The 19,808-nt window shown below is 49.5% G+C and carries 13 protein-coding genes and 1 pseudogene; 7 read left to right on the top strand and 7 right to left on the bottom strand.

Annotation, left to right across the window (positions count from 1 at the left end; translation table 11 throughout):
- Nucleotides 1-615: 615 nt before the first annotated feature.
- From ACO6VE_RS12840 to ACO6VE_RS12860, 5 genes and pseudogenes are all read left to right on the top strand, one after another.
- On the top strand, nucleotides 616-2,175 hold the full coding sequence (locus tag ACO6VE_RS12840; RefSeq protein WP_422444086.1) for a SulP family inorganic anion transporter: 1,560 nt from the start codon (nucleotides 616-618) through the stop codon (nucleotides 2,173-2,175).
- 165 nt (nucleotides 2,176-2,340) lie between these two features.
- A complete protein-coding gene (locus ACO6VE_RS12845) occupies nucleotides 2,341-2,766 on the top strand; it encodes a DUF962 domain-containing protein (protein ID WP_422444088.1) in 426 nt (141 codons plus the stop codon).
- Nucleotides 2,767-3,035: 269 nt separating this feature from the next.
- Nucleotides 3,036-4,967, top strand: coding sequence for a hypothetical protein (locus ACO6VE_RS12850; RefSeq protein ID WP_422461636.1), 1,932 nt, complete (start codon nucleotides 3,036-3,038; stop codon nucleotides 4,965-4,967).
- 1 nt (nucleotide 4,968) lies between these two features.
- A pseudogene (locus ACO6VE_RS12855) lies at nucleotides 4,969-5,109 on the top strand (Mpo1-like protein); the annotation flags it as partial.
- Nucleotides 5,110-5,377: 268 nt separating this feature from the next.
- On the top strand, nucleotides 5,378-7,336 hold the full coding sequence (locus ACO6VE_RS12860) for a hypothetical protein (RefSeq protein ID WP_422444092.1): 1,959 nt from the start codon (nucleotides 5,378-5,380) through the stop codon (nucleotides 7,334-7,336).
- Nucleotides 7,337-7,370: 34 nt separating this feature from the next.
- Here the strand turns inward: ACO6VE_RS12860 and recG are convergent, their stop codons facing one another.
- A complete protein-coding gene (gene recG / locus ACO6VE_RS12865) occupies nucleotides 7,371-9,455 on the bottom strand; it encodes an ATP-dependent DNA helicase RecG (protein ID WP_422444094.1) in 2,085 nt (694 codons plus the stop codon).
- A 17-nt stretch (nucleotides 9,456-9,472) separates the two neighbouring features.
- Nucleotides 9,473-10,381, bottom strand: coding sequence for a hydrogen peroxide-inducible genes activator (locus tag ACO6VE_RS12870; RefSeq protein WP_422444096.1), 909 nt, complete (start codon nucleotides 10,379-10,381; stop codon nucleotides 9,473-9,475).
- A gap of 195 nt (nucleotides 10,382-10,576) precedes the next feature.
- On the opposite strand from ACO6VE_RS12870, the gene ACO6VE_RS12875 reads away from it, so the two are divergent.
- Nucleotides 10,577-11,434, top strand: coding sequence for an SDR family oxidoreductase (locus ACO6VE_RS12875; RefSeq protein ID WP_422444237.1), 858 nt, complete (start codon nucleotides 10,577-10,579; stop codon nucleotides 11,432-11,434).
- Between the two features lie 669 nt (nucleotides 11,435-12,103).
- On the opposite strand, the gene ACO6VE_RS12880 is transcribed toward ACO6VE_RS12875, so the two are convergent.
- The 3 genes from ACO6VE_RS12880 to rpoZ all read right to left on the bottom strand — a co-directional run bounded on the left by ACO6VE_RS12880 (nucleotide 12,104) and on the right by rpoZ (nucleotide 15,135).
- The gene (locus ACO6VE_RS12880; RefSeq protein WP_101748583.1) at nucleotides 12,104-12,490 is read right to left on the bottom strand and encodes a RidA family protein; all 387 of its coding nucleotides are present in this window, start codon (nucleotides 12,488-12,490) and stop codon (nucleotides 12,104-12,106) included.
- A 175-nt stretch (nucleotides 12,491-12,665) separates the two neighbouring features.
- Nucleotides 12,666-14,798: a bifunctional GTP diphosphokinase/guanosine-3',5'-bis pyrophosphate 3'-pyrophosphohydrolase gene (gene spoT / locus ACO6VE_RS12885; RefSeq protein WP_422444239.1), complete on the bottom strand. Its 2,133-nt coding sequence runs from the start codon at nucleotides 14,796-14,798 to the stop codon at nucleotides 12,666-12,668.
- 85 nt (nucleotides 14,799-14,883) lie between these two features.
- Nucleotides 14,884-15,135 (bottom strand): DNA-directed RNA polymerase subunit omega, encoded by a 252-nt coding sequence (gene rpoZ, locus ACO6VE_RS12890; protein WP_066016900.1) that lies wholly within the window; start codon nucleotides 15,133-15,135, stop codon nucleotides 14,884-14,886.
- A gap of 221 nt (nucleotides 15,136-15,356) precedes the next feature.
- On the opposite strand from rpoZ, the gene ACO6VE_RS12895 reads away from it, so the two are divergent.
- The gene (locus ACO6VE_RS12895; RefSeq protein WP_422461638.1) at nucleotides 15,357-17,174 is read left to right on the top strand and encodes an aminopeptidase P family protein; all 1,818 of its coding nucleotides are present in this window, start codon (nucleotides 15,357-15,359) and stop codon (nucleotides 17,172-17,174) included.
- A 317-nt stretch (nucleotides 17,175-17,491) separates the two neighbouring features.
- Here ACO6VE_RS12895 and ACO6VE_RS12900 read toward each other — a convergent pair whose 3' ends face one another.
- Nucleotides 17,492-19,048, bottom strand: coding sequence for a hypothetical protein (locus ACO6VE_RS12900; RefSeq protein ID WP_422444244.1), 1,557 nt, complete (start codon nucleotides 19,046-19,048; stop codon nucleotides 17,492-17,494).
- A 145-nt stretch (nucleotides 19,049-19,193) separates the two neighbouring features.
- Nucleotides 19,194-19,808, bottom strand: a complete 615-nt coding sequence (gene gmk, locus ACO6VE_RS12905; protein ID WP_101748579.1) for a guanylate kinase — start codon at nucleotides 19,806-19,808, stop codon at nucleotides 19,194-19,196.

Here is a 19,808-nt window from a genome sequence, read left to right on the forward strand (position 1 = left end):
GATCATTTTCAGAAGCTTTCCAACTCACTGACGTTGCCCAAAGCCCTGTCAGCGGAGGCGCATCTTACCGCGCCAGTTTGATTTGTCAACCGGTTGTTTTTCGTTCATCTCCAAACAACCCATTTTCAAACCGCACTTCCCGGTCAGCGATGATGATTCATTCTGCCGATCCGTGGTGACCGTTTGGGTCAGTCCGTGGAAGTGGGGCGCATTATACGGCAGATGTTTTATGTAACAACCTGAGGACAATACCTATAATTAAGCCACACTCCGAAGCAGGGGTGGCTGATAGCCTTTATGTAGGGGAGAGCCATGACATTGCCTTTACAAACCCCCTTCTTTAGAATGCCCTTCACAAAACAGACAATAGTTTGCGCCTGATTTAAAAGCGGCAAGTGGCTTCAGGATACTCAATCGTCCCAATGTGGCAGCAATGCTCCCAGCCAGCTTGCCGACACTCCATGTGTCTCGTTTGCTCCCGGTTCTTTTCACAATACTCCACCGGGCAGTAAGACATATGACAGCTCTACTATTCTCCAATAGTAAACAATCAATACCGGCACCTATATGCCGTTAACACCTTTCAAGACTCATATATATTACTGGAGACACCACTTGTTCGAACCCCACGCCAGAAACGTTGCCACCATAAAGAATGATCTTCTTTCCGGTTTAACGGTAGCACTTGCTCTTGTTCCAGAAGCTGTCGCCTTTGCCTTCGTTGCCGGGGTCGAACCTCTGGTCGGCTTATATGCCGCCTTTCTTGTTGGTCTGATTACAGCTGCCATTGGTGGCCGCCCGGGGATGATATCCGGAGCAACGGGCGCCCTGGCCGTGGTTATGGTCAGCCTGGTTGCCAGTCACGGGGTACAGTACCTGTTCGCGGCGGTGGTTCTGATGGGCATTATTCAAGTGCTCGCCGGCCTATTCAAACTCGGCAAGTTCATCAGAATGGTTCCCCATCCGGTGATGCTTGGCTTTGTAAATGGTCTGGCCATCGTGATCTTCCTGGCGCAGCTGAGTCAGTTTGGTGTTCAGGGTGAAGTCGGCTGGTTAACCGGCTCTTTCCTGGAAAATAGTGTTATTGATGTTGCCTGGATGAAAGGCAGTGAGCTCTATTTGATGCTCGGGCTGGTTGCCTTAACCATGGCCATCATCCATTTTCTGCCCAGGCTGACCACGGCCATTCCCTCTTCTCTGGCCGCCATCATGGTGGTCACCGCTCTCGCCCTTGGTTTGAATCTGGATACCAGAACCGTTGGTGATGTTGCCGGTATTGCGGGCGGGCTTCCGGCATTCAGCATTCCTTCAGTGCCGTTTACTTTTGAAACCCTGACGATCATCTTACCCTACTCTCTGATTCTGGCCGCTATTGGTATCATTGAGTCACTGCTGACCCTGAGAATGGTTGATGAAATCACCGAAACACACGGCAGCAGTAACCGGGAGTGTGTGGGCCAGGGTGTGGCCAATGTGGTTACCGGTTTCTTTGGCGGCATGGGTGGCTGTGCGATGATTGGCCAGAGTATGATCAATGTGAACTCTGGTGGCCGGGGCCGTCTGTCTGGTATTTCTGCGGCATTATTCTTGCTGAGCTTTATCCTCTTTGCTTCTTCATTAATTGAAATGATTCCGGTGGCGGCCCTGGTTGGTGTTATGTTCATCGTTGTTATCGGAACCTTTGAGTGGAGTAGCTTCCGAATCATCAACAAAGTGCCCAAAGGGGATGCCTTTGTGCTGGTGCTGGTTTCGGTAGTGACCGTTCTGACGGACCTGGCTGTGGCGGTTATTGTCGGCGTTATTGTTTCTGCCCTGATTTTTGCCTGGGAGCATGCCAAACAGATCAAAATCACAAAACTGGAAGACCAGGATGGCTCAACGATTTATAAGGTGCATGGTCCACTCTTCTTTGGTTCCACCACACACTTTCTGACGCAGTTTTCGCCTAAAGACGACAACAGAGATGTGATTATCGACTTCCGGGACTCCAGGGTCTGTGACCATTCCGGACTGGAAGCCATTGATACGCTGGCCGAGCGCTATATGAACAGTGGCAGGACGCTACACCTGCTTCACCTCAGCAATGACTGCAGAAAGCTGCTGAAAAAGGCGGGTAACCTGGTGGAAGTGAACGTCATCGAAGATCCCAAGTACTTTGTTGCTACCAATGCCTGATTATCATCCAGCATGACTCAGAGCCCGGACTTAACTCCGGGCTTTTTAATTGATGCAACTTTATACCCGTGGATAGCTGACCAGACACCAATTGAGAACCGTTGCACCAAATGATAAATTACCTCATGGTGTCAATAATAAGAAATATAAAGAGGCGTCTTAGCTATGAAAACCGTCGAGCAGTGGTTCACGGAATATGGCGAAAGCCACCAGAATCCCACCAATAAATTGATCCACTGGATCTGTGTGCCAGCCATCCTTTTCAGCATTATCGGTATACTATGGGCATTCAGCCCCGTTGCCACCTGGGCGATGATGGCCGTTACCCTGCTGTTCTATTTCAAGCTCTCCTATAAACTGTCGCTGGCCATGATTGTTGTCTTTGCCGCATCAGCAGCCATCTCTCAAGCGCTTGGAGCTTATGTCTTACAGGCCAGTATTGCGATTTTTGTCGTCGCCTGGATCTTTCAGTTTATTGGTCACAAGGTTGAAGGGAAAAAGCCGTCGTTTTTTGAGGATCTGCAGTTTCTGTTGATTGGGCCATTGTGGTGCCTGGGCTTCCTGTTTAGAAAGCTCAATATCAATTATTGAATCCCTTCTTTTAAAGGGGTGACCACTGTCGCTCATCCCTCCTTACCATGGCAATGGCCTCTTCAGCATCTTGCCAGCCACCCTGGCTGGACAAGATCTGATCGAAAGCAGGTAACGCCTGTTTTATCGGTAACTTTCACAGGTATAAACAGTTGATCGCAGTTAAATTACGACATTTGTACTTTTGATTCTGCCTCGCAGATTGTGCCTGATAATCCTTGCAGCAGGACTATACTTGACTGCCTGAGTCACCTTGGGGGGTTAACATTATGCTACCTGCAACAGGGTTAAAGACCAGTACCGATGTCGATACAGCGGGCAATGAAATCAAGCCTGAAGTAGTCCGTGATATGGCTCGCTTTGATCACCGGTGGGTTCGCGTACCCCAAGAAGTGTTCGACAAAATCGCCAGCTATTTATCAATCAACGATATCAATAATTTTGGGCAAGCATCGACGACAACAGGCAATCGTCTGCGGTCATGCGGCCTGGCAGAGGTCCAATACTTCCTCTCCCTGACCAGGCAAAGGCAGTCTTCGTGCCGGGCAATCATTCAGTCCAGTCAGCGACTCCTTGAGCACCTCAGGACGTTGTCCATATTTTCTGTTCGACGCTTTCCTGCGCAACTGGGCCCGGCCTTTTACTCATTTTATGCCCGCCATTTGCGCCAGCAGATTCTTGATGGGGCAGCACTGACCCTTATACCCAGTGGCAGCATAAATTTTAAACCCTACAGGCATCTTCTGCGTGATCATATTCCCGTCATCATTGAGAGGAAGGTGGAGAATTACAGTGATATTCTGGCTCTTGAGCATGGTCACTGGGTCAGGAAAGCTGAAATCATACAAGATGATTTTGTCATTTCTGAACATCAGTATGCCGACCATATCTTATTTGTCCCGCAACCGGTAAGTGTTGAGTGGGCGGGACTTTTTCACCGCAACTACAGTGGTAAAGAGCATTTACTGTCTGTTTATGAATGCAGGAATGGTGAGTGGGTTGAGCAACAGCAACTGACAACGGGTGACGTTTTTCCTCAATCCAGGTTCAAGTCTATTAGTGAAATATACCTGTCACCTGATGCCAGGTCACTGGTCTGCATTAACACGGGGCGAACGGGTGCAATTCTTTGTCGTGGGACTGATGGTCAGTGGGTCAATAGAGGCAACATTAATACAAGTCGTAATCATTTCTGGCTGTTCAGTGCCGACAGCAAACATCTTGTGGTTTATGATGAATCATCCTTTACGCTGATGAGCCAGGCAGACGATGAATCCTGGTCACAAACGGGTGATATTACTGTCAGTGATCGTTATGAAGACCTGAAACTCACACCCAATGGCGAGAAAATGAGCGAGTATCAGTTTTCTCTGGAAGTGGTATTCAGCCCGGATAACCGTCATTTTGCCATATGGTTTGACGATGATTATGTTGAAGATGCTATTGAGCGAGATTATTTCTTTGTCGTTATTTTGGCCCCTGACCCCCTAGGGCAGTGGCGTGAAAAACAGAGAATTATAAAAACCTGCGAGTCGCCACGTAATTGCTACCATCTCAAACCCCATTTCAGCCCCGATGGTCGGCTTCTGATCATCACCAGTCAAGATAGTTTGGATATCTGGGAATTAAATACTGACGACCAATGGCTACCCGCTGTTCAGGAGGAGTCCCAATGCGGTTGTGGTGAGATTCACTTTTCTGTGGACCCCTGTGAATTCATCAGAAAGGAGTGGAAGAGCGTAACGATCTGGCGCAAGGCTGCGTCCGGTATGTGGGGCCAGACAGAAACATTTACGGCAAAGTCCCTGACAAAAATCAGTCCCAACGGTGAAACCATTGTGTGTAACGATCTTGCAGGCCATACGGATATCTATCAACGTAAACCTGTTGGTGATACCGCCGGTGAGTGGGTTCGGCAACGCTTCGAATTTTCCGTCACAAAAGCACGTTTCAATCAAGAAGGTTACTTGCTGGCTTTGGTTCCTGAAGTGGATTCGCACAGTCTGATTCTGTTCGGATTGACGGCAGAAGGGAGCTGGCTGCAAATGGCCAGCTTGCAAACAGAAAACTGGATTATGAAATTTTACTTCAGCCCGTGCAGCCGCACCATTCAGGTCTCCAGTTGGCACCCTGACAATGGCGATGTTGAAGTGCAAGAGGTGGTTTCCTTTTGGCAAATTTGTCAAGAATCCCACCAATAAATTGATCCACTGGATCTTTCAGTTTGTTGGTCACAAGGTTGAAGGGAAAAAGCCGTCATTTTTTGAGGATCTGCAGTTTCTGTTGATTGGGCCATTGTGGTGCCTGGGCTTCCTGTTTAGAAAGCTCAATATCAATTATTGAATCCCTTCTTTTGAAGGGTGGACCACTGCTCATCGGGCCCACCCCTTGTCATGGTTGCCTCTTCAGCATCTTTCCAGCCCCCTTGGCTGGACAAGATCTGATCGAAAGCAGGTAACGCCTGTTTTATCGGTAACTTTCACAGGTATAAACAGTTGATCGCAGTAAAAGTACGACATTTGTACTTTTGATTCTGCCTCACAGATTGTGCCTGACCATCCTTGAGCAGGACTATACTTGACTGCCTGAGTCTCCTTGGGGGTTTAACATTATGTCACCTGCAATGAGGTTAAAGACCAGTACCGATATCAATACATTGGGCAATGAAATCAAGCCTGAAGTAGCCCGTGATATGGCTCGCTTTGATCACCGGTGGGTTCGCGTATCCCAGGAAGTGTTCACCAAAATCGCCAGCTATTTATCAATCAACGAAATCAATAATTTTGCACAAGCATCGCCGACAACGGCTGATCGTCTGCGGTCATGCGGCCTGGCAGAGGTCCAGTACTTCCTCTCCCTGACCAGGCAAAGGCAGTCTTCGTGCCGGGCAATCATTCAGTCCAGCCAGCAACTCCTTGAGCACCTCAGATCGTTGTCTATATTTTCTGTTCGACGCTTTCCGGCGCAACTGGGCCCGGCGTTTTACTCATTTTATGCCAGCCATTTGCGCCAGCAGATTCTTGATGGGGCAGCACTGACCCTTATACCCCGTGGCAGCTTAAGTGTTAAACGCTTTACCCATCATCTGCATGATCATATTCCCATCCTCACCGAGAGGAAGGCGGACAATTACAGTGATATTCTGGCTCTGGAGCATGGTCACTGGGTCAGGAAAGCTGAAATCAAACACGATCACATTACCAGTTTTAGTCATCAGAATGCCGACCATATTATATTTGTCACACAATCCGTTCCGGCAAGCTTTGGGAGTATGGGATTGTTTTGCTACAAAAGTGGTGAAGAGCACTTACTGTCTGTTTATGAATGCCGGAATGGTGCGTGGGTTGAGCAACAGCAACTGACAACGGGTGACGTTTTTCCTCAATGTCAGTCAGCGTTTACGACTTCCATGTACCTGTCACCTGATGCCAGGTCACTGGTCTGTATTAAAGCGGGACAATCTGGTGCTATTCTCGGTCGGGGTACCGATGGCCGGTGGGTCAATAGAGGCAACATTCATACAGGTCTTAATCATGATTTACTGTTCAGTGCCGACTGCAAACATCTTGTGCTTTATAGTGGATCATTCATTACGGTGATGAGCAAGGCAGACGATGAATCCTGGTCACAAACGGGTGACATTACTGTTAAAGATCCTGATGATGACCTGAAACTCACACCCAGTGGCGATAAAGTGAGCGAGTATGATTTTGATCTCCAAGTGCTATTCAGCCCGGATAACCGCCATTTTGCCACATGGTTTGAAGATGCCGGCGATGATTGCTACAACGCTTCTATTCGACGAGATTATTTCTTTGTCGTCATTTTTGCCCCGGACCCGGAAGGGCAGTGGCGTGAAAAACAGAGAATTATTAAAACCTGCGATTGTCCAAGTCGTTATTACGATATTCAACCTGATTTCAGCCCCGATGGTCGCTGTCTGATTATCACCACTGAAGATGATCTGGATATCTGGGAATTAAATGCTGACGACCAATGGCTGCCTGCTGTTCAGGAGCCCCCCCCTTGCCGTGGTGGTATGATTCATTTTTCTGAGAAGCCTTATGAATTCATTAGAAAGAGGTGGTGGTGCTTAACAATCTGGCGCAAGGCGGAGTCCGGAATGTGGTGCCGGACACAAACATTTCCGGCTGAGTCCCTGACAAAAATCAGCCCCAGCGGTGAAACCATTGTTTGCAATGATCCTGCGGGCCATACGGATATCTATCAGCGTAAGTCTGTTGGTGGACCTGCCGGTGAGTGGGTCAGCCAACGCATCGATTTTTCCATCAAGGAAGCAGATTTCAATCAAGAAGGTTACCTGCTGGCTGTAGTTCCTGAAACAAATACTCACAGCCTGATTTTGTTCGCGTTGACGGCAGACGGGAGCTGGCAGGAAAGGGCTCGTTTGCAAACAGAAAACAGTATTGCGAAATTCTGCTTCAGCCCTTGCAGCCGAAGTCTTAAGGTCACCGTTTTGCCCCCTGAAAATGGAGAAGCTTTTGTGCCAGAGGTTGTTTCCTTCTGGCAGATCATGCCCGATACAGGTTCACGGGAGGCCGACCAATAATTAACTGACCTGCTGTGGATTCCCCTGAATCTGGTCAAACATTCGCGTACTCTTCCCCCTTGCTCAGCCAGCGATTCACCAACGGCTCTACCGCTTCTGGTGACTGGTGAATTAATTCCTGAGCAGCCGTGCGCACAGCCATCAGCAAGTCACGATCCCGCTCCAGATCGGCAACCCGAAATTGTGCCAGACCTGTTTGCCGGGTACCTAAAACCTCACCCGGGCCTCTTAGCTGCAGATCTTTTTCAGCGATCACAAAGCCGTCATTCGAATCCCTCATCACCTGTAAACGTTCCCTGCTTTGCCGGGATAAAGGCGCGTGATACATCAACAGACAGTGGCTGGCAATATTCCCTCGACCCACTCGCCCCCGAAGCTGATGCAACTGGGCCAGCCCCAGCCTTTCCGGGTTTTCAATGATCATCAGGCTTGAATTGGGTACATCAACACCCACTTCAATAACGGTGGTTGCCACCAGCAGGTGCAGATGCCCCTCCTTGAAAGCGTTCATCACCTCCGCCTTTTCGTTGGCTTTCATCCGGCCATGAACCAGACCTATAGACAACTCTGGAAGTGTTTCTCGCAATTGCTCTGCCGTCACTTCTGCGGCCTGACACTGCAATGCTTCAGACTCTTCGATCAGCGTGCATACCCAATAAGCCTGGCGTCCTTCAAGGCAGGCGGCCTTGAGGCGTTTAATGACCTCTTCACGACGGTCGTCACCTATAACGACGGTGTTGATGGGTGTCCGTCCCGGTGGCAGCTCGTCAATCACAGAAACATCGAGATCGGCGTAAGCACTCATGGCCAATGTTCTGGGGATCGGGGTGGCGGTCATAATCAGCTGGTCCGGCAGCCCGCCATTTTTTGCCCCTTTTTTTCGCAGTGCCAGGCGTTGATGAACGCCAAATCGATGTTGCTCATCAATCACTGCCATGCCCAGCTTATGGAATATCACATCGTCCTGAAACAGGGCGTGAGTGCCGACCACAACCATGGCTTCGCCAGAAGCGATCCGGGCTAAAATCTCCTGACGTTTTTTACCTTTGGTTTTTCCGGACAGGAAAGCCGTGGCAATACCCAGCGGCTTAAGCCAGTTTGCGAAGTTAAGCTGATGTTGTTCAGCCAGAATTTCCGTTGGCGCCATCACTGCGGCCTGATAACCATTTTCCACCGCCTGCAGTGCTGCCAGGGCGGCGACAACGGTTTTGCCCGAACCAACATCCCCCTGCACCAGTCGCAGCATGGGCTTTTCCAGGGCCATATCCTGGCTGATATCATCGGCCACTCGCTGCTGGGCAGAGGTCAGGGAAAAGGGAAGTTGCGCCAATAACTGTTGGGTTAACCGGCTTTTTGGTGGCATGGCAAAACCTCCGATCGCCTGTACCCGCCTTCTGAGCTGCTGAAGACTGAGGTTATGGGCCAATAACTCCTCAAAAGCCAGACGTTGCTGGGCAGGATGCCGCCCTTCGCTGAGCAGTATCATCGACTCTTCCGGTGGCGGCTGATGCAGGAGTCGAACGGCTTCCACCAGTGAGCTGAGGTGATATTGCTGCCGAATCTGCTCCGGGAGAAGCTCTTGCAGAGAGCTTTCATCGGCGAGCAGCTTCAATGCCTGCTCGCACAAACTGCGGATTCGCTGTTGGGTCAGACCTTCTGTAGCCGGATAGACCGGCGTTAATGTCTCTTCAACGTCCGCCGGGGCATCGGCCTTGATCACCCGATATTCAGGGTGATACATCTCAAGCCCCGTAGCACCCCGCCGGGGTTCTCCGAAGCAGCGAATCTCAACCCCATGCCGGAGGTTGTTTTTCTGGGCAGCGGTAAAGTGAAAGAACCTCAGGCTTATGGAGCCGGACCCGTCGCCAACCCGGCAAAGCAGGCTGCGACGTTTGCCCATCACGATATCCGATGCCAGCACCTTCCCCTGAATCACCACATCGGTTTGAGGCTGAAGTGTGCCGATGGGTGTCACCCTGGTTCTGTCCTGATAACGCATTGGCAGGTGAAACAGCAGGTCCTGAATAGTGACAATGCCGATTCTGGCCAACTTCCCGGCCAGGGCATCACCAACGCCTTTTAACGTGGTTACCGGAATATCGTGTAATGACCTGTTCATACTCACCATAGGCCCACTTATTGATTAACCGAACACTGCCTCAAGGCATCAGAAAGCACATCAATTGCCTTCGGCCTCGGGAAGCTGGCGCGCCAGGCCAGGGCCACCGTCCTGCCAGGTGCTGGCGTACGAAATGGCCGGGTGCTGAGAATATTGGGCGCGTAGTGATGATCGACAACGGCTGACTGTGGCAGCACACTGATCCCCATACCCGACGCCACCATGTGTCGGATGGTTTCCAGTGAGGTTGCTTCAATACCACTGCCATCATCGCCCGCCTCTTTTTTACTGGCCAGCATCGGGCAGGCCTCCAGCACCTGGTCACGGAAACAGTGGCCTTCGCCCAGCAGCAGCAGCTTTTCCTGGGCCAGGTCAGCCGGATCAATTTCGCTCTGACGTTCCCAGGGATGACCACCTGGCAACAATACCCGGAAGGGCTCATCATAAAGCGGCCTGGTTAACACATCCGGTTCATTAAAGGGCAGGGCAATGATAATGGCATCCAGCTCACCCAGACGCAGTTTTTTGCGCAAAACAGCGGTAAAGTTTTCCTCAATATACAGCGGCATATTGGGGGCGGACTGTGCCAGTTGAGGAATCAGATGGGGAAAAAGGTAAGGGCCAATGGTGTAGATCGCGCCCACTCGCAGGGGAGAACTGAGCTGATCCTGACCGGTTTTCGCCAGTTGTTTGATGGCCGAGGCCTCTTCCAGAACTTTCTGGGCCTGACTGACGATCAATTCACCCATTGGGGTAACACGAACCGCATTCCGGGTTCGCTCAAACAGGGCAACACCCAGTTCATCTTCCAGCTTTTTGACCCCGACACTCAGTGTTGGCTGGCTGACAAAGCACTTACTGGCAGCTCTGCCAAAGTGCTGCTCCTGGGCAAGGGTGACAATGTAGCGAAGTTCTGTCAGTGTCATAATGATTTTCAACTGTTTTGATAAGACAGCTCGATAAACAGCCCTGAGTTCATATCAAGCCTTCAGCTCCTGAAAGCCCTGAAAGACTGGCAAGGATGCTCGTGCCATCTATAATACTGTAAATTTATACAGCCATATAAACGAAATTGCCATTATGTTTTTTCCGAAGATTATACCAACCAATAGACTATAGCTATGAATAAGCTCAATATACTGATTGCGGGTTGTGGCGATGTTGGCTGTGAACTCGCCCGGCAGTTAACCGCCATGAAATGCTTTAATGTCTGGGGGTTACGGCGAAATATTGCCAGGTTACCTGCTGACGTTAACCCCATCCGGGGTGACCTGTTTAATGCCAAAATGCTCGGTGACTGGCCTGAACAGATTGACTACGTGGTCTATGCCGCCGCCTCTAATGGACGAACAGAAGCGCATTATCAACAGGCTTACATTGATGGGCTGCAAAATATTCTTAACCGTCTGGTGAACGAGCAATACCAGCCAAAACGTATTTTTTTCACCTCCAGTACCAGCACTTTCCACCAGAGTAATGGCGAATGGGTGAACGAAACGTCGGCCACCCAGCCGGTGAAGTTCAATGGTCGAATCATGCTGGCCGCAGAAAAACAGTTACAGCATGCTCCCTTCCCTGGCACGGCCATACGTTTTGGCGGGATTTATGGGCCTGGCCGAAACCGGCTGATCAGCCGGGTGTTGAAAGGTGAAGGCTGCCCGATAAAGCCCGCCGTATACAGTAACCGAATTCACCAGAAAGACTGTGCCGGCATCATCGCCCACCTTATTCGGCGCGATATGGACCATCTGCCGGTGGATAACTTATATCTCGGCGTTGACAGTACCCCGGCGACCACGTTTGATGTGCTGCAATGGCTTGGTGAGCAGTTGAATGTGGCATTAGACAATAGCCATTATCCATCGCCACAAAGGGGTAATCGACGGTGCTCTAACCAGCGGATTATTGAGACAGGTTATAAATTTTACTTTCCTGATTACAAAAGTGGTTATACCAGCCTTCTCCATAACAGGGATTAAATCAGGCAGGTTCTGCGGGCAGACTGACAGCCAGCAGAGCCTGATCATCCACAGGCTAAAAAAACCTGAACGACCGTTAATACAGGCTTATTAACGGCTTACCAAGATATAATTCACAGAGTTATCCACAAGACAGGTTGATGGGCATGTCGAACCACAATTCGCTTTATTATTTTTGAACTATCGCTTTAAAAATCTTTCTAATGGTTATTAACCACTGGAAAGAGCACAAGATTGTGAGCGCCGCCCCATCAACTTCTGTCGCACCAATACACAACAGGGTGCAGAGCCTCAATGCAGAAAACACCAAGAGCACTTTGTCAGCGCATTGCCACTCAGGACGATCTGTTAATGAAATTGCCGGAGGGCAGGGTGATATAGCAATGCACTCATTACCGGCAGGGCAAGGCTGTATCAAGAATGAATCCGGCAAACATCACTCAGAAATTTTTGATATGCAATGGCAGAGCCACTGCCAGTTCTATTCTGAGTGCTCACACTGCCTGAGACTTCAGACTAAGCCCAGTATCGACAACGCAACTCGACCCATTGTGATTATTGATACATCAGAAAGCTGCCAAAGAATCAAACCAAAAAGCAATGTTCGCCGCAGAATATTCGTAAAGCCCCTGACTCAAGATGACCAGGAGCTGCTATCACTGCAAAAACTTATTTCAGTTCCAGAATAGCCTCTACCTCAACCGGTACACCTTTTGGCAACTCTTTGACACCAATAGCGGCACGGGCAGGATAAGGCTGTTTAAAAAACTCAGCCATGACCTCATTGACTTCAGCAAAGTTCGCCATATCGGTCAGGTAAATTGTCACCTTGGCAGCATCGCCAAGGGTTCCGCCAGCCGCCATGGCAATGGCTTTCAGGTTTTCAAAGCAGAGGCGGGTCTTCTCCTTAAAGCTTCCCTCCAGTAATTCCATGGTGTCTGCAACCAGTGGAATCTGGCCCGAGATATAAACAGTGGTTCCTGCTTTTACCGCCTGAGAATAGGTACCAATAGCTTTGGGTGCCTTATCAGTATTAATCGTCTGTCGGTTACTCATCGATCTACTCTCTTAAGCTTGGGAATCAGAAGCCCATGGAAAAAAAGAAAAAGAAGACACCCGATACTAGGGTGTAAACATTATTTTTCAAGGATTTAGAGCGATATTTACGGGATACTGTGTTTTTGCGGTGCAGCATCCGGTTTTTTCTTGTAATGCTTTAATTCACAGACGTTTATGAATCCCGGCGTCGTCGAATAATCGAGTAAACCCCTTTAATAACCCGAAGTCGTTTAATAATTTTGGCCAGATGCACCCGGTCACGAACACTGAGCAACAACTGAACAATGCTGCAACGGGAGTCCTGCTCGACCATACTGATCTTCTCAATATTGCCTTCCACTGCGGTAATGGCGGTAGCCAGGGAGGCAATCATACCACGGTGATGCTCCAGCTCTACGCTGAGTTCTACGGTAAACTCACCGGAGACGTCCTTATCCCACTCAACTTCCAGAACCTTCTCCGGGTTATGTCGAATTTCAGAGACATTCGGGCAGGTATCCGTATGAATAACAATGCCACGGCCCGAGCTGACATGGCCAACCACCGGGTCTCCCGGTATTGGATAGCAGCACTTGCCAAAGCTGATGACCATGCCTTCAGAGCCACGAATGGAGAGCGGTTTCTCACTGTTGGACAGGTCCAGCTGACTCTTGTTCTCAGGCAGGCTGCCGGGCTCAACCAGTATCTTGGCAACGATATAGGCCATACGGTTACCGAGACCAATATCTTCCAGCAGCCCATCAAGGTCATCCAGTTCAAACACGGACAGTTGCTGGCGAATGACCTGTTCACTGATTTGCTCAAGGCTGCTGTCAAAACTGACCAGTGCTTTGCTCAGCAAGCGTCGGCCCAGGGCAATTGACTCATTTCTGCGCTGATGCTTGAGGAAGTGGCGAATATTGGACCGCGCTTTACCCGTGACAACAAAATTCAACCAGGCCGCATTGGGTCGTGCGCCCGGTGCGGTAACCACTTCAACCGTTTGGCCACTCTGCAACGGCTGACTGAGTGACGCCAGACGTTTATTGATACGACAGGCTACACAGGTATTCCCCACATCGGTATGGACGGCATAAGCATAGTCAACCGCTGTCGCACCTTTGGGCAGCTCTAAAATATGCCCTTTGGGGGTAAAGACATACACCTCATCCGGGAAGAGATCGATTTTCACGTTCTCGATAAACTCCAGAGAGTCTCCGGCATTTTTCTGCAGTTCCAGTACGCCTTTGAGCCACTGCCGGGTTCTGGCATGACTGCCGGACAGCGCTTCTTCTCCGGACTTGTAAAGCCAGTGGGCAGCAATGCCGTTATTGGCCATGTCTTCCATTTCCTGGGTCCGGATCTGGATTTCTATGGGCACACCGTGCATACCAAACAGGGTGGTATGAAGCGACTGGTAGCCATTGGCTTTCGGGATGGCAATGTAATCTTTGAACCGCCCGGGAATGGGCTTATAGAAGTTATGGACAATGCCCAGCGCCCGATAGCAGCTGTCTACCTTGTCCACAATGATTCGGAACGCAAACATGTCCATGATGTCGTCAAAGGACTTACTCTGGTTCTTCATCTTGCTGTAGATGCTGTACAGATGCTTTTCACGACCCACTACCCGGCCTTTCAGGCCTTCTTCTTCCAGACGGGCAGCAATCGCCTGCTGAACCTGGCTGACCAGGTCTTTACGGTTGCCACGGGCATTACGCACCGCCTGTCGAATCAGCCGGGCCCGCATGGGGTACATGGCAAAGAAGCCCAGATCCTCCAGCTCTATTCGGAGCGTGTGCATGCCAAGACGGTTGGCAATTGGCACATAGATATCCAGCGTTTCCTTGGCTATACGACGGCGCTTGTCAGGCCTCAGCACACCCAGCGTGCGCATATTGTGGAGGCGGTCTGACAGCTTAACCAGAATGACGCGGATATCCTTGGCCATGGCCAGCGCCATTTTCTGGAAGTTTTCTGCCTGGGCCAGCGTCTTGTTTTCAAAGTTCATGTGGGTCAGCTTACTGACCCCATCCACAAGGTCCGCAATCACATCACCGAACTGCCCGGCAATGTCCTGCTTTTCGATACCGGTGTCTTCAATGACATCGTGCAACATGGCGGCCATCAGGCTCTGATGGTCCATGTGCATATCGGCAAGAATGGAGGCTACTTCCAGGGGGTGAATAATGTACGGATCGCCGCTGCGGCGGGTTTGTCCGTCATGGGCCTGCTCCGCATAATAGTAGGCCCGACGAACCAGGTTGACCTGCTCGGGATTCAGATAGGACTTCAAGCGGCCGGCAAACTCATCGATGGTCAGCAAAGTCCGCTCCTTAAGCGCAGATCATCCATTGCACCTTCTTATCTTCTAAAGCTTGTGATCCAAAGATAGTACGAAGGTAAAACGCTTATTGTTCTACACCAGCGAGAAACATTGCTGCTTCGTCGTCATCAACCGTGCGGTCATCAACGGAAAGAGGGGTTACCAGGCCTTCGGCGATTTCACGCAGAGCCACCACGGTTGCCTTATCATTTTCCCAGTCTACCTTGGGGTCCTTGCCACCAATGGTCAGCTGGCGGGCACGCTTGGAGGCGACCATCACCAGTTCAAAGCGGTTATCTACGTTATCCAGACAGTCTTCTACAGTTACTCGAGCCACGTTTTACTCCATCAATTAGAATCAGGTTCAGAAACAGAACCTTAATGCCGGTTTGCCTGACCCTTTAGTGTACTTTACGACCTGTAGCCAGACAAGCTTTAGCAGGGTTAGTGTTTGCTCCATAAAGGGTGCGGATTATAGTATTCGTAAGCATCATCTAAGCAGAAAAAAACCCTGCCCAACACTAACTCGCCGAATGGCCAAAAGCCTGGAATAGATACATGGTGAATACCCCGAACCGCTCTGACTCAACCAAGAGCCCAAAGAGCACCAAAAAGCTGCAAGATCTGCGTGGCGCAATGGCTGAATATAGCATTGACGTCTGGATTATTCCGTCTTCCGACGCCCATAACAGTGAGTATGTAGCCCCCCACTGGGAAGGGAGGGCCTGGCTCTCTGGCTTTACTGGCTCTGCTGGTACGATCGTAGTGACACAGGATAAAGCAGCCCTGTGGACAGACGGCCGCTACTTTATTCAGGCCTCAGAACAGCTGGCAGGCTCAGAAATCACCCTGATGAAAGATGGTCAGCCCGGCGTCCCATCAATGGTGGACTGGGTGACAGAAGCAGTCTCTGAGCAGGGTTGCATTGGCTTCGATGGTGCCACTCTGAGTCTGAGCCACGTCAGAAATCTCGAAAAGAAACTGGCAGCTAAATCGGTTACGTTGAAATTTGATCACGATTTGCTGAATGATATCTGGACCGACAGGCCAGCACGGCCTGCTGAGCCCGTCTTTATTCACCAGGACACCTATGCCGGCAAAACCCTCACAGAGAAGGTCACGGAGGTTCGGGAGATTCTCAAGGAGCGAAAAGCAACAGAGCTTTTGATCACCACACTGGATGATATTGCCTGGCTGTTTAATCTGAGGGGGTCTGATATTGACTGTAACCCGGTATTTCTTGCCTATGCACTGATTTCACCGGACAGCATCACGCTGTTTACCAACAAAGAGCGAATAGCAGCGGATGCGCTGTCAGCCCTGGCCAAGGCTGGTGTAGAGCTGGCGGCCTATGATGACGTCCTGGATAGGTTGTCAACGCTTGCGGATAGCACCCGCCTGATGATCAACCCGGCCACCACGGGTTACCAGCTGGCCTCCGCGATTCCTGCATCGATTCACCTGATCGAAGACAGATTGCCCACCACCGACCTGAAGTCCATCAAAAACAGCACTGAGATAGAGCGGATGAAGGAGTGCCATCGTCGTGATGGCGCTGCCATGGTTCGCTTTATCCGTTGGCTGGAAACCAATATTCCCACAGGGCAGCTGAATGAAGTCAATATTGATGAACAGCTGCTGCAGTTCCGCTCAGAGTCAGAGCATTTCCGGGGGGTCAGCTTTCCCTCGATTGTCGGTTATGCCGCCCATGGTGCTATCTGTCACTATCGGGCGGATGAAGAGTCTGCTTACTCCATTCAAACCAAAGGGTTGCTGTTAATCGACTCAGGCGCTCAATACCCGGATGGAACAACGGATATCACCCGCACATTTGCCTGCGGTGAGATGACGGATGAGGAGAAGAGAGACTATACCCTGGTGATGAAAAGCCATATCGCCCTGGCAACGGCCAGGTTCAAGGAGGGAACACGGGGAATACAGCTGGATGCCATTACCCGGCAGCCTTTGTGGAGTGAAGGTATCGACTTTAATCACGGCACCGGCCACGGAGTGGGCTATTTCCTGAATGTGCATGAAGGCCCCCAGAGCATCAGCCCGAGATGGTTTGACGTTGCCCTGAAGCCCGGCATGCTGGTGACCAACGAGCCCGGCATTTACCGTGATAACAAACATGGTGTCAGGCTTGAGAATATTATGCTGATCGCGGAGGACATTGAGAATGAGTTTGGCAAGTTCTATAAACTCATCCCGATGACCCTTGCGCCCTTTGACACTCGCCCGCTGCTGAAAGATTTGATGACGGATACAGAAATTAACTGGCTGAATGGGTACCACGAAATGGTCAGGGAGGCGCTTTCACCTGAACTCCAGGGACAAGATTTTGAATGGCTGAGGGAAGCGACCAAGGCTTTGTAAAATAAGGAAACAACACTATACCGCTCGCTGGCATAACAAAAGGCTAGTGCATGGTTTTTGACGTGTACAATCTCCGTTCACCCTGAGCGGAGTCGAAGGGTGCTTGGCACAATCTATCAGAGTCCGGAGTTTCCGCCTTTAGGCCCTATGGGTCCTTCGACAGGCTCAGGACTAACGGAGTGCGGAGGCACAACAACCCGTCAAACTCATTGAAACCATGTACTAGTGCGTAGTTTATAGCCAGATTGATTAAAGCCCGGAGACTCCCATATTCTGTAGCTGGGCAAATGGAACCCAATATTATTTCATTGGGTTTACTACTTATCCTCAATTCTGTGCTTCTCAGCAACGTCTTCAAAGAACTTGATCAGATCCTTAACTGCGGCCTGATTCTTAACATCAGAAGGCTTGTGCTGAATAGCTGCAGGAGCTTCTGGATTGTGATCCTCCTTATCAACAGCTTCTTTTAATACTTCCGTGACTGAGGTCGACCGTTTATTAGCTTCAGGGCTCTTTTTCCTGTGCACAGGCTTACGTGACCCACTGTTTCTATCAAAACTTGTTTTATCATCAACTTTATGAGTTGGCACTGCATCATTTTTATGCACAGGTAAAGGTTTTAAGTCAGAAGATTCTTTTATACCCCCAAGAAGCCCTGAAACCTCTTCATTCAGAAGTAAAAAAAGGTCGGTTCTTTTTTTCAGATAAACATCTTCCGCTTGAATACCCTTTTTCTGGTTGGCTGCATTTTTAGCTATAGACTCAGCTTTACTACGAAGGGTTGAATCCATCTTCCCCATTATTTGGTTAACCAACTTCTCTCCTTCATCAAAATTTGCTTTATTTTTTTGCTTTAATTGTTTCTTTAAGCCAACCCTGATTTCAGACCTGACTTGCTTCATCATAATTTCATAGCAGCTTTGGAAAAACTCTTTTTGGCCATGCATCCCCCCTACTTCTTTAGACACCAGCAGTTGATGCTTTCTCTCTAAATCAGCCCGTTCAATACCCGCAGATTTGATTCTGTGTTTCAGGCCTTCCGCCTCACCTTTTTTTGAACCAGCTAACTTCGTCTTCAGACTAGAAATTTTATTGTCTAAATTTCTTATGTCAGCAGTGTATTTATCCACAGAAATAATTTGAGTATTCAGGCAGGAGCCAAAAAGAAACGCTTTATCCTCTGGGGTCATCATTCCAAGGGAAAGAACGGCTGTCACCTGGCTGTTTACAAACTCAGCAGAAGAGGTTTTCAGGCCACTCAGCATTTGTTGAAGAAGCTCTGCTGTTAAACCAAGCGTTTTTTCCTTATCCTTATCCCGACCAGCGGTAAATTCAAAGCTCATTACCTTGGCAGACAGTTTTACAACGTCGTTATATAACTGCTCTCTTATTTCTGGTGAAGGAGGAGCCTCTCTGGAGTAAGATCTCCTCAGCAGCTGGAAATACTTTTGGATTGCACCTCTTGCCTCTTCTGCAGATTTAGCCTTGATCCCTTTGTTAGCCACTTTGGAAAGGAATTTTGGTGGTTTATCTCGATCAGACTGATGACTTTTCTCACCATTACGCTTCATAAAAGTGTCAGAAAGATGATCCAGAGCATCGACCTGTTTTGGCTTTATTGCTGCATGATCAACCTGGTAATGTTCAGTATTCGTTTTTCTAATTTGACTGTCACAGGAGACACTACCAACTTTATGATGATTATCCTGTGCGGAATTCTGACCTTTGTCAGACTTCTGATGTTTCTGATCATACCTTGGAACGTTTCCACCAGGTACTCTGTTCACACCCATAGCATTACTTCCTTTTAATTCTATGGATTTAAATATAGCTTGTTGCTTAAAGCTGATAAGTAGCTGGCCAAATGGGATCATATATTTCTACCTGAATGAACAGTCACTATGCAAGGACAACACAGGGAGCATAGCCGTTACATGACCCAAGTTGTAACGCCACGGAGTGACATACACCTGATCAGAAAATATGACCTTTTTTGATCAACTACTTACCCTTAATCACTCAGTTTATGAGACCTTTAATCAGATCTTCTTTGTAATGCTGCATCCAATTAATTGACAGGCGCTGGCTGCGAATAATGGTTTGCAGATCCCGCAAGGCAAGATCAAACTCATCATTGATTACCAGGTAGTCAAACTCACCATAATGGGACATTTCACTGACTGCCTGAGACATGCGCCTTTCAATGATCGAAAGGTCATCGGTAGCCCGCCCGATCAACCGTTCCCTCAGAGCCTCTAGAGAAGGCGGCAGGATAAAGATTGATACGGCATCAGGCAACAAACGGCGTACCTGCTGCGCCCCCTGCCAGTCAATCTCCAGAATAACATCTTCACCTTTGTTCAGCTGTTCACGAACCCAGTGTGCCGAGGTTCCATAATAATTTCCAAAGACTTCAGCATGCTCAAGAAACATGCCTTTGCTCAACATGTCCCGGAAGCCTTCGACAGAGGTAAAGTGATAGTTTACGCCATCCTGCTCACCAGGCCGGATACCCCGGGTGGTATGAGAGACCGACACACGCACATGGGGCGTAGATTCCACCATGGCCTTTACCAGGCTTGTCTTGCCAGCGCCGGAAGGGGCAGCGATTATATAAAGTTTGCCAATATTCAT

This window comes from Endozoicomonas sp. ALB115 (assembly GCF_049310245.1).
Taxonomy (GTDB): Bacteria; Pseudomonadota; Gammaproteobacteria; order Pseudomonadales; family Endozoicomonadaceae; genus Endozoicomonas.

Excerpts from the sequence above, each read along its gene's own strand:
- ACO6VE_RS12845 (WP_422444088.1), top strand. The coding sequence starts at position 2,341 with ATGAAAACCGTCGAGCAGTGGTTCACGGAATATGGCGAAAGCCACCAG.
- ACO6VE_RS12850 (WP_422461636.1), top strand. The coding sequence starts at position 3,036 with ATGCTACCTGCAACAGGGTTAAAGACCAGTACCGATGTCGATACAGCG.
- ACO6VE_RS12860 (WP_422444092.1), top strand. The coding sequence starts at position 5,378 with ATGTCACCTGCAATGAGGTTAAAGACCAGTACCGATATCAATACATTG.
- recG (WP_422444094.1), bottom strand. The coding sequence starts at position 9,455 with ATGAACAGGTCATTACACGATATTCCGGTAACCACGTTAAAAGGCGTT.
- ACO6VE_RS12870 (WP_422444096.1), bottom strand. The coding sequence starts at position 10,381 with ATGACACTGACAGAACTTCGCTACATTGTCACCCTTGCCCAGGAGCAG.
- ACO6VE_RS12875 (WP_422444237.1), top strand. The coding sequence starts at position 10,577 with ATGAATAAGCTCAATATACTGATTGCGGGTTGTGGCGATGTTGGCTGT.
- ACO6VE_RS12880 (WP_101748583.1), bottom strand. The coding sequence starts at position 12,490 with ATGAGTAACCGACAGACGATTAATACTGATAAGGCACCCAAAGCTATT.
- ACO6VE_RS12895 (WP_422461638.1), top strand. The coding sequence starts at position 15,357 with ATGGTGAATACCCCGAACCGCTCTGACTCAACCAAGAGCCCAAAGAGC.
- ACO6VE_RS12900 (WP_422444244.1), bottom strand. The coding sequence starts at position 19,048 with ATGATCCCATTTGGCCAGCTACTTATCAGCTTTAAGCAACAAGCTATA.
- gmk (WP_101748579.1), bottom strand. The coding sequence starts at position 19,808 with ATGAATATTGGCAAACTTTATATAATCGCTGCCCCTTCCGGCGCTGGC.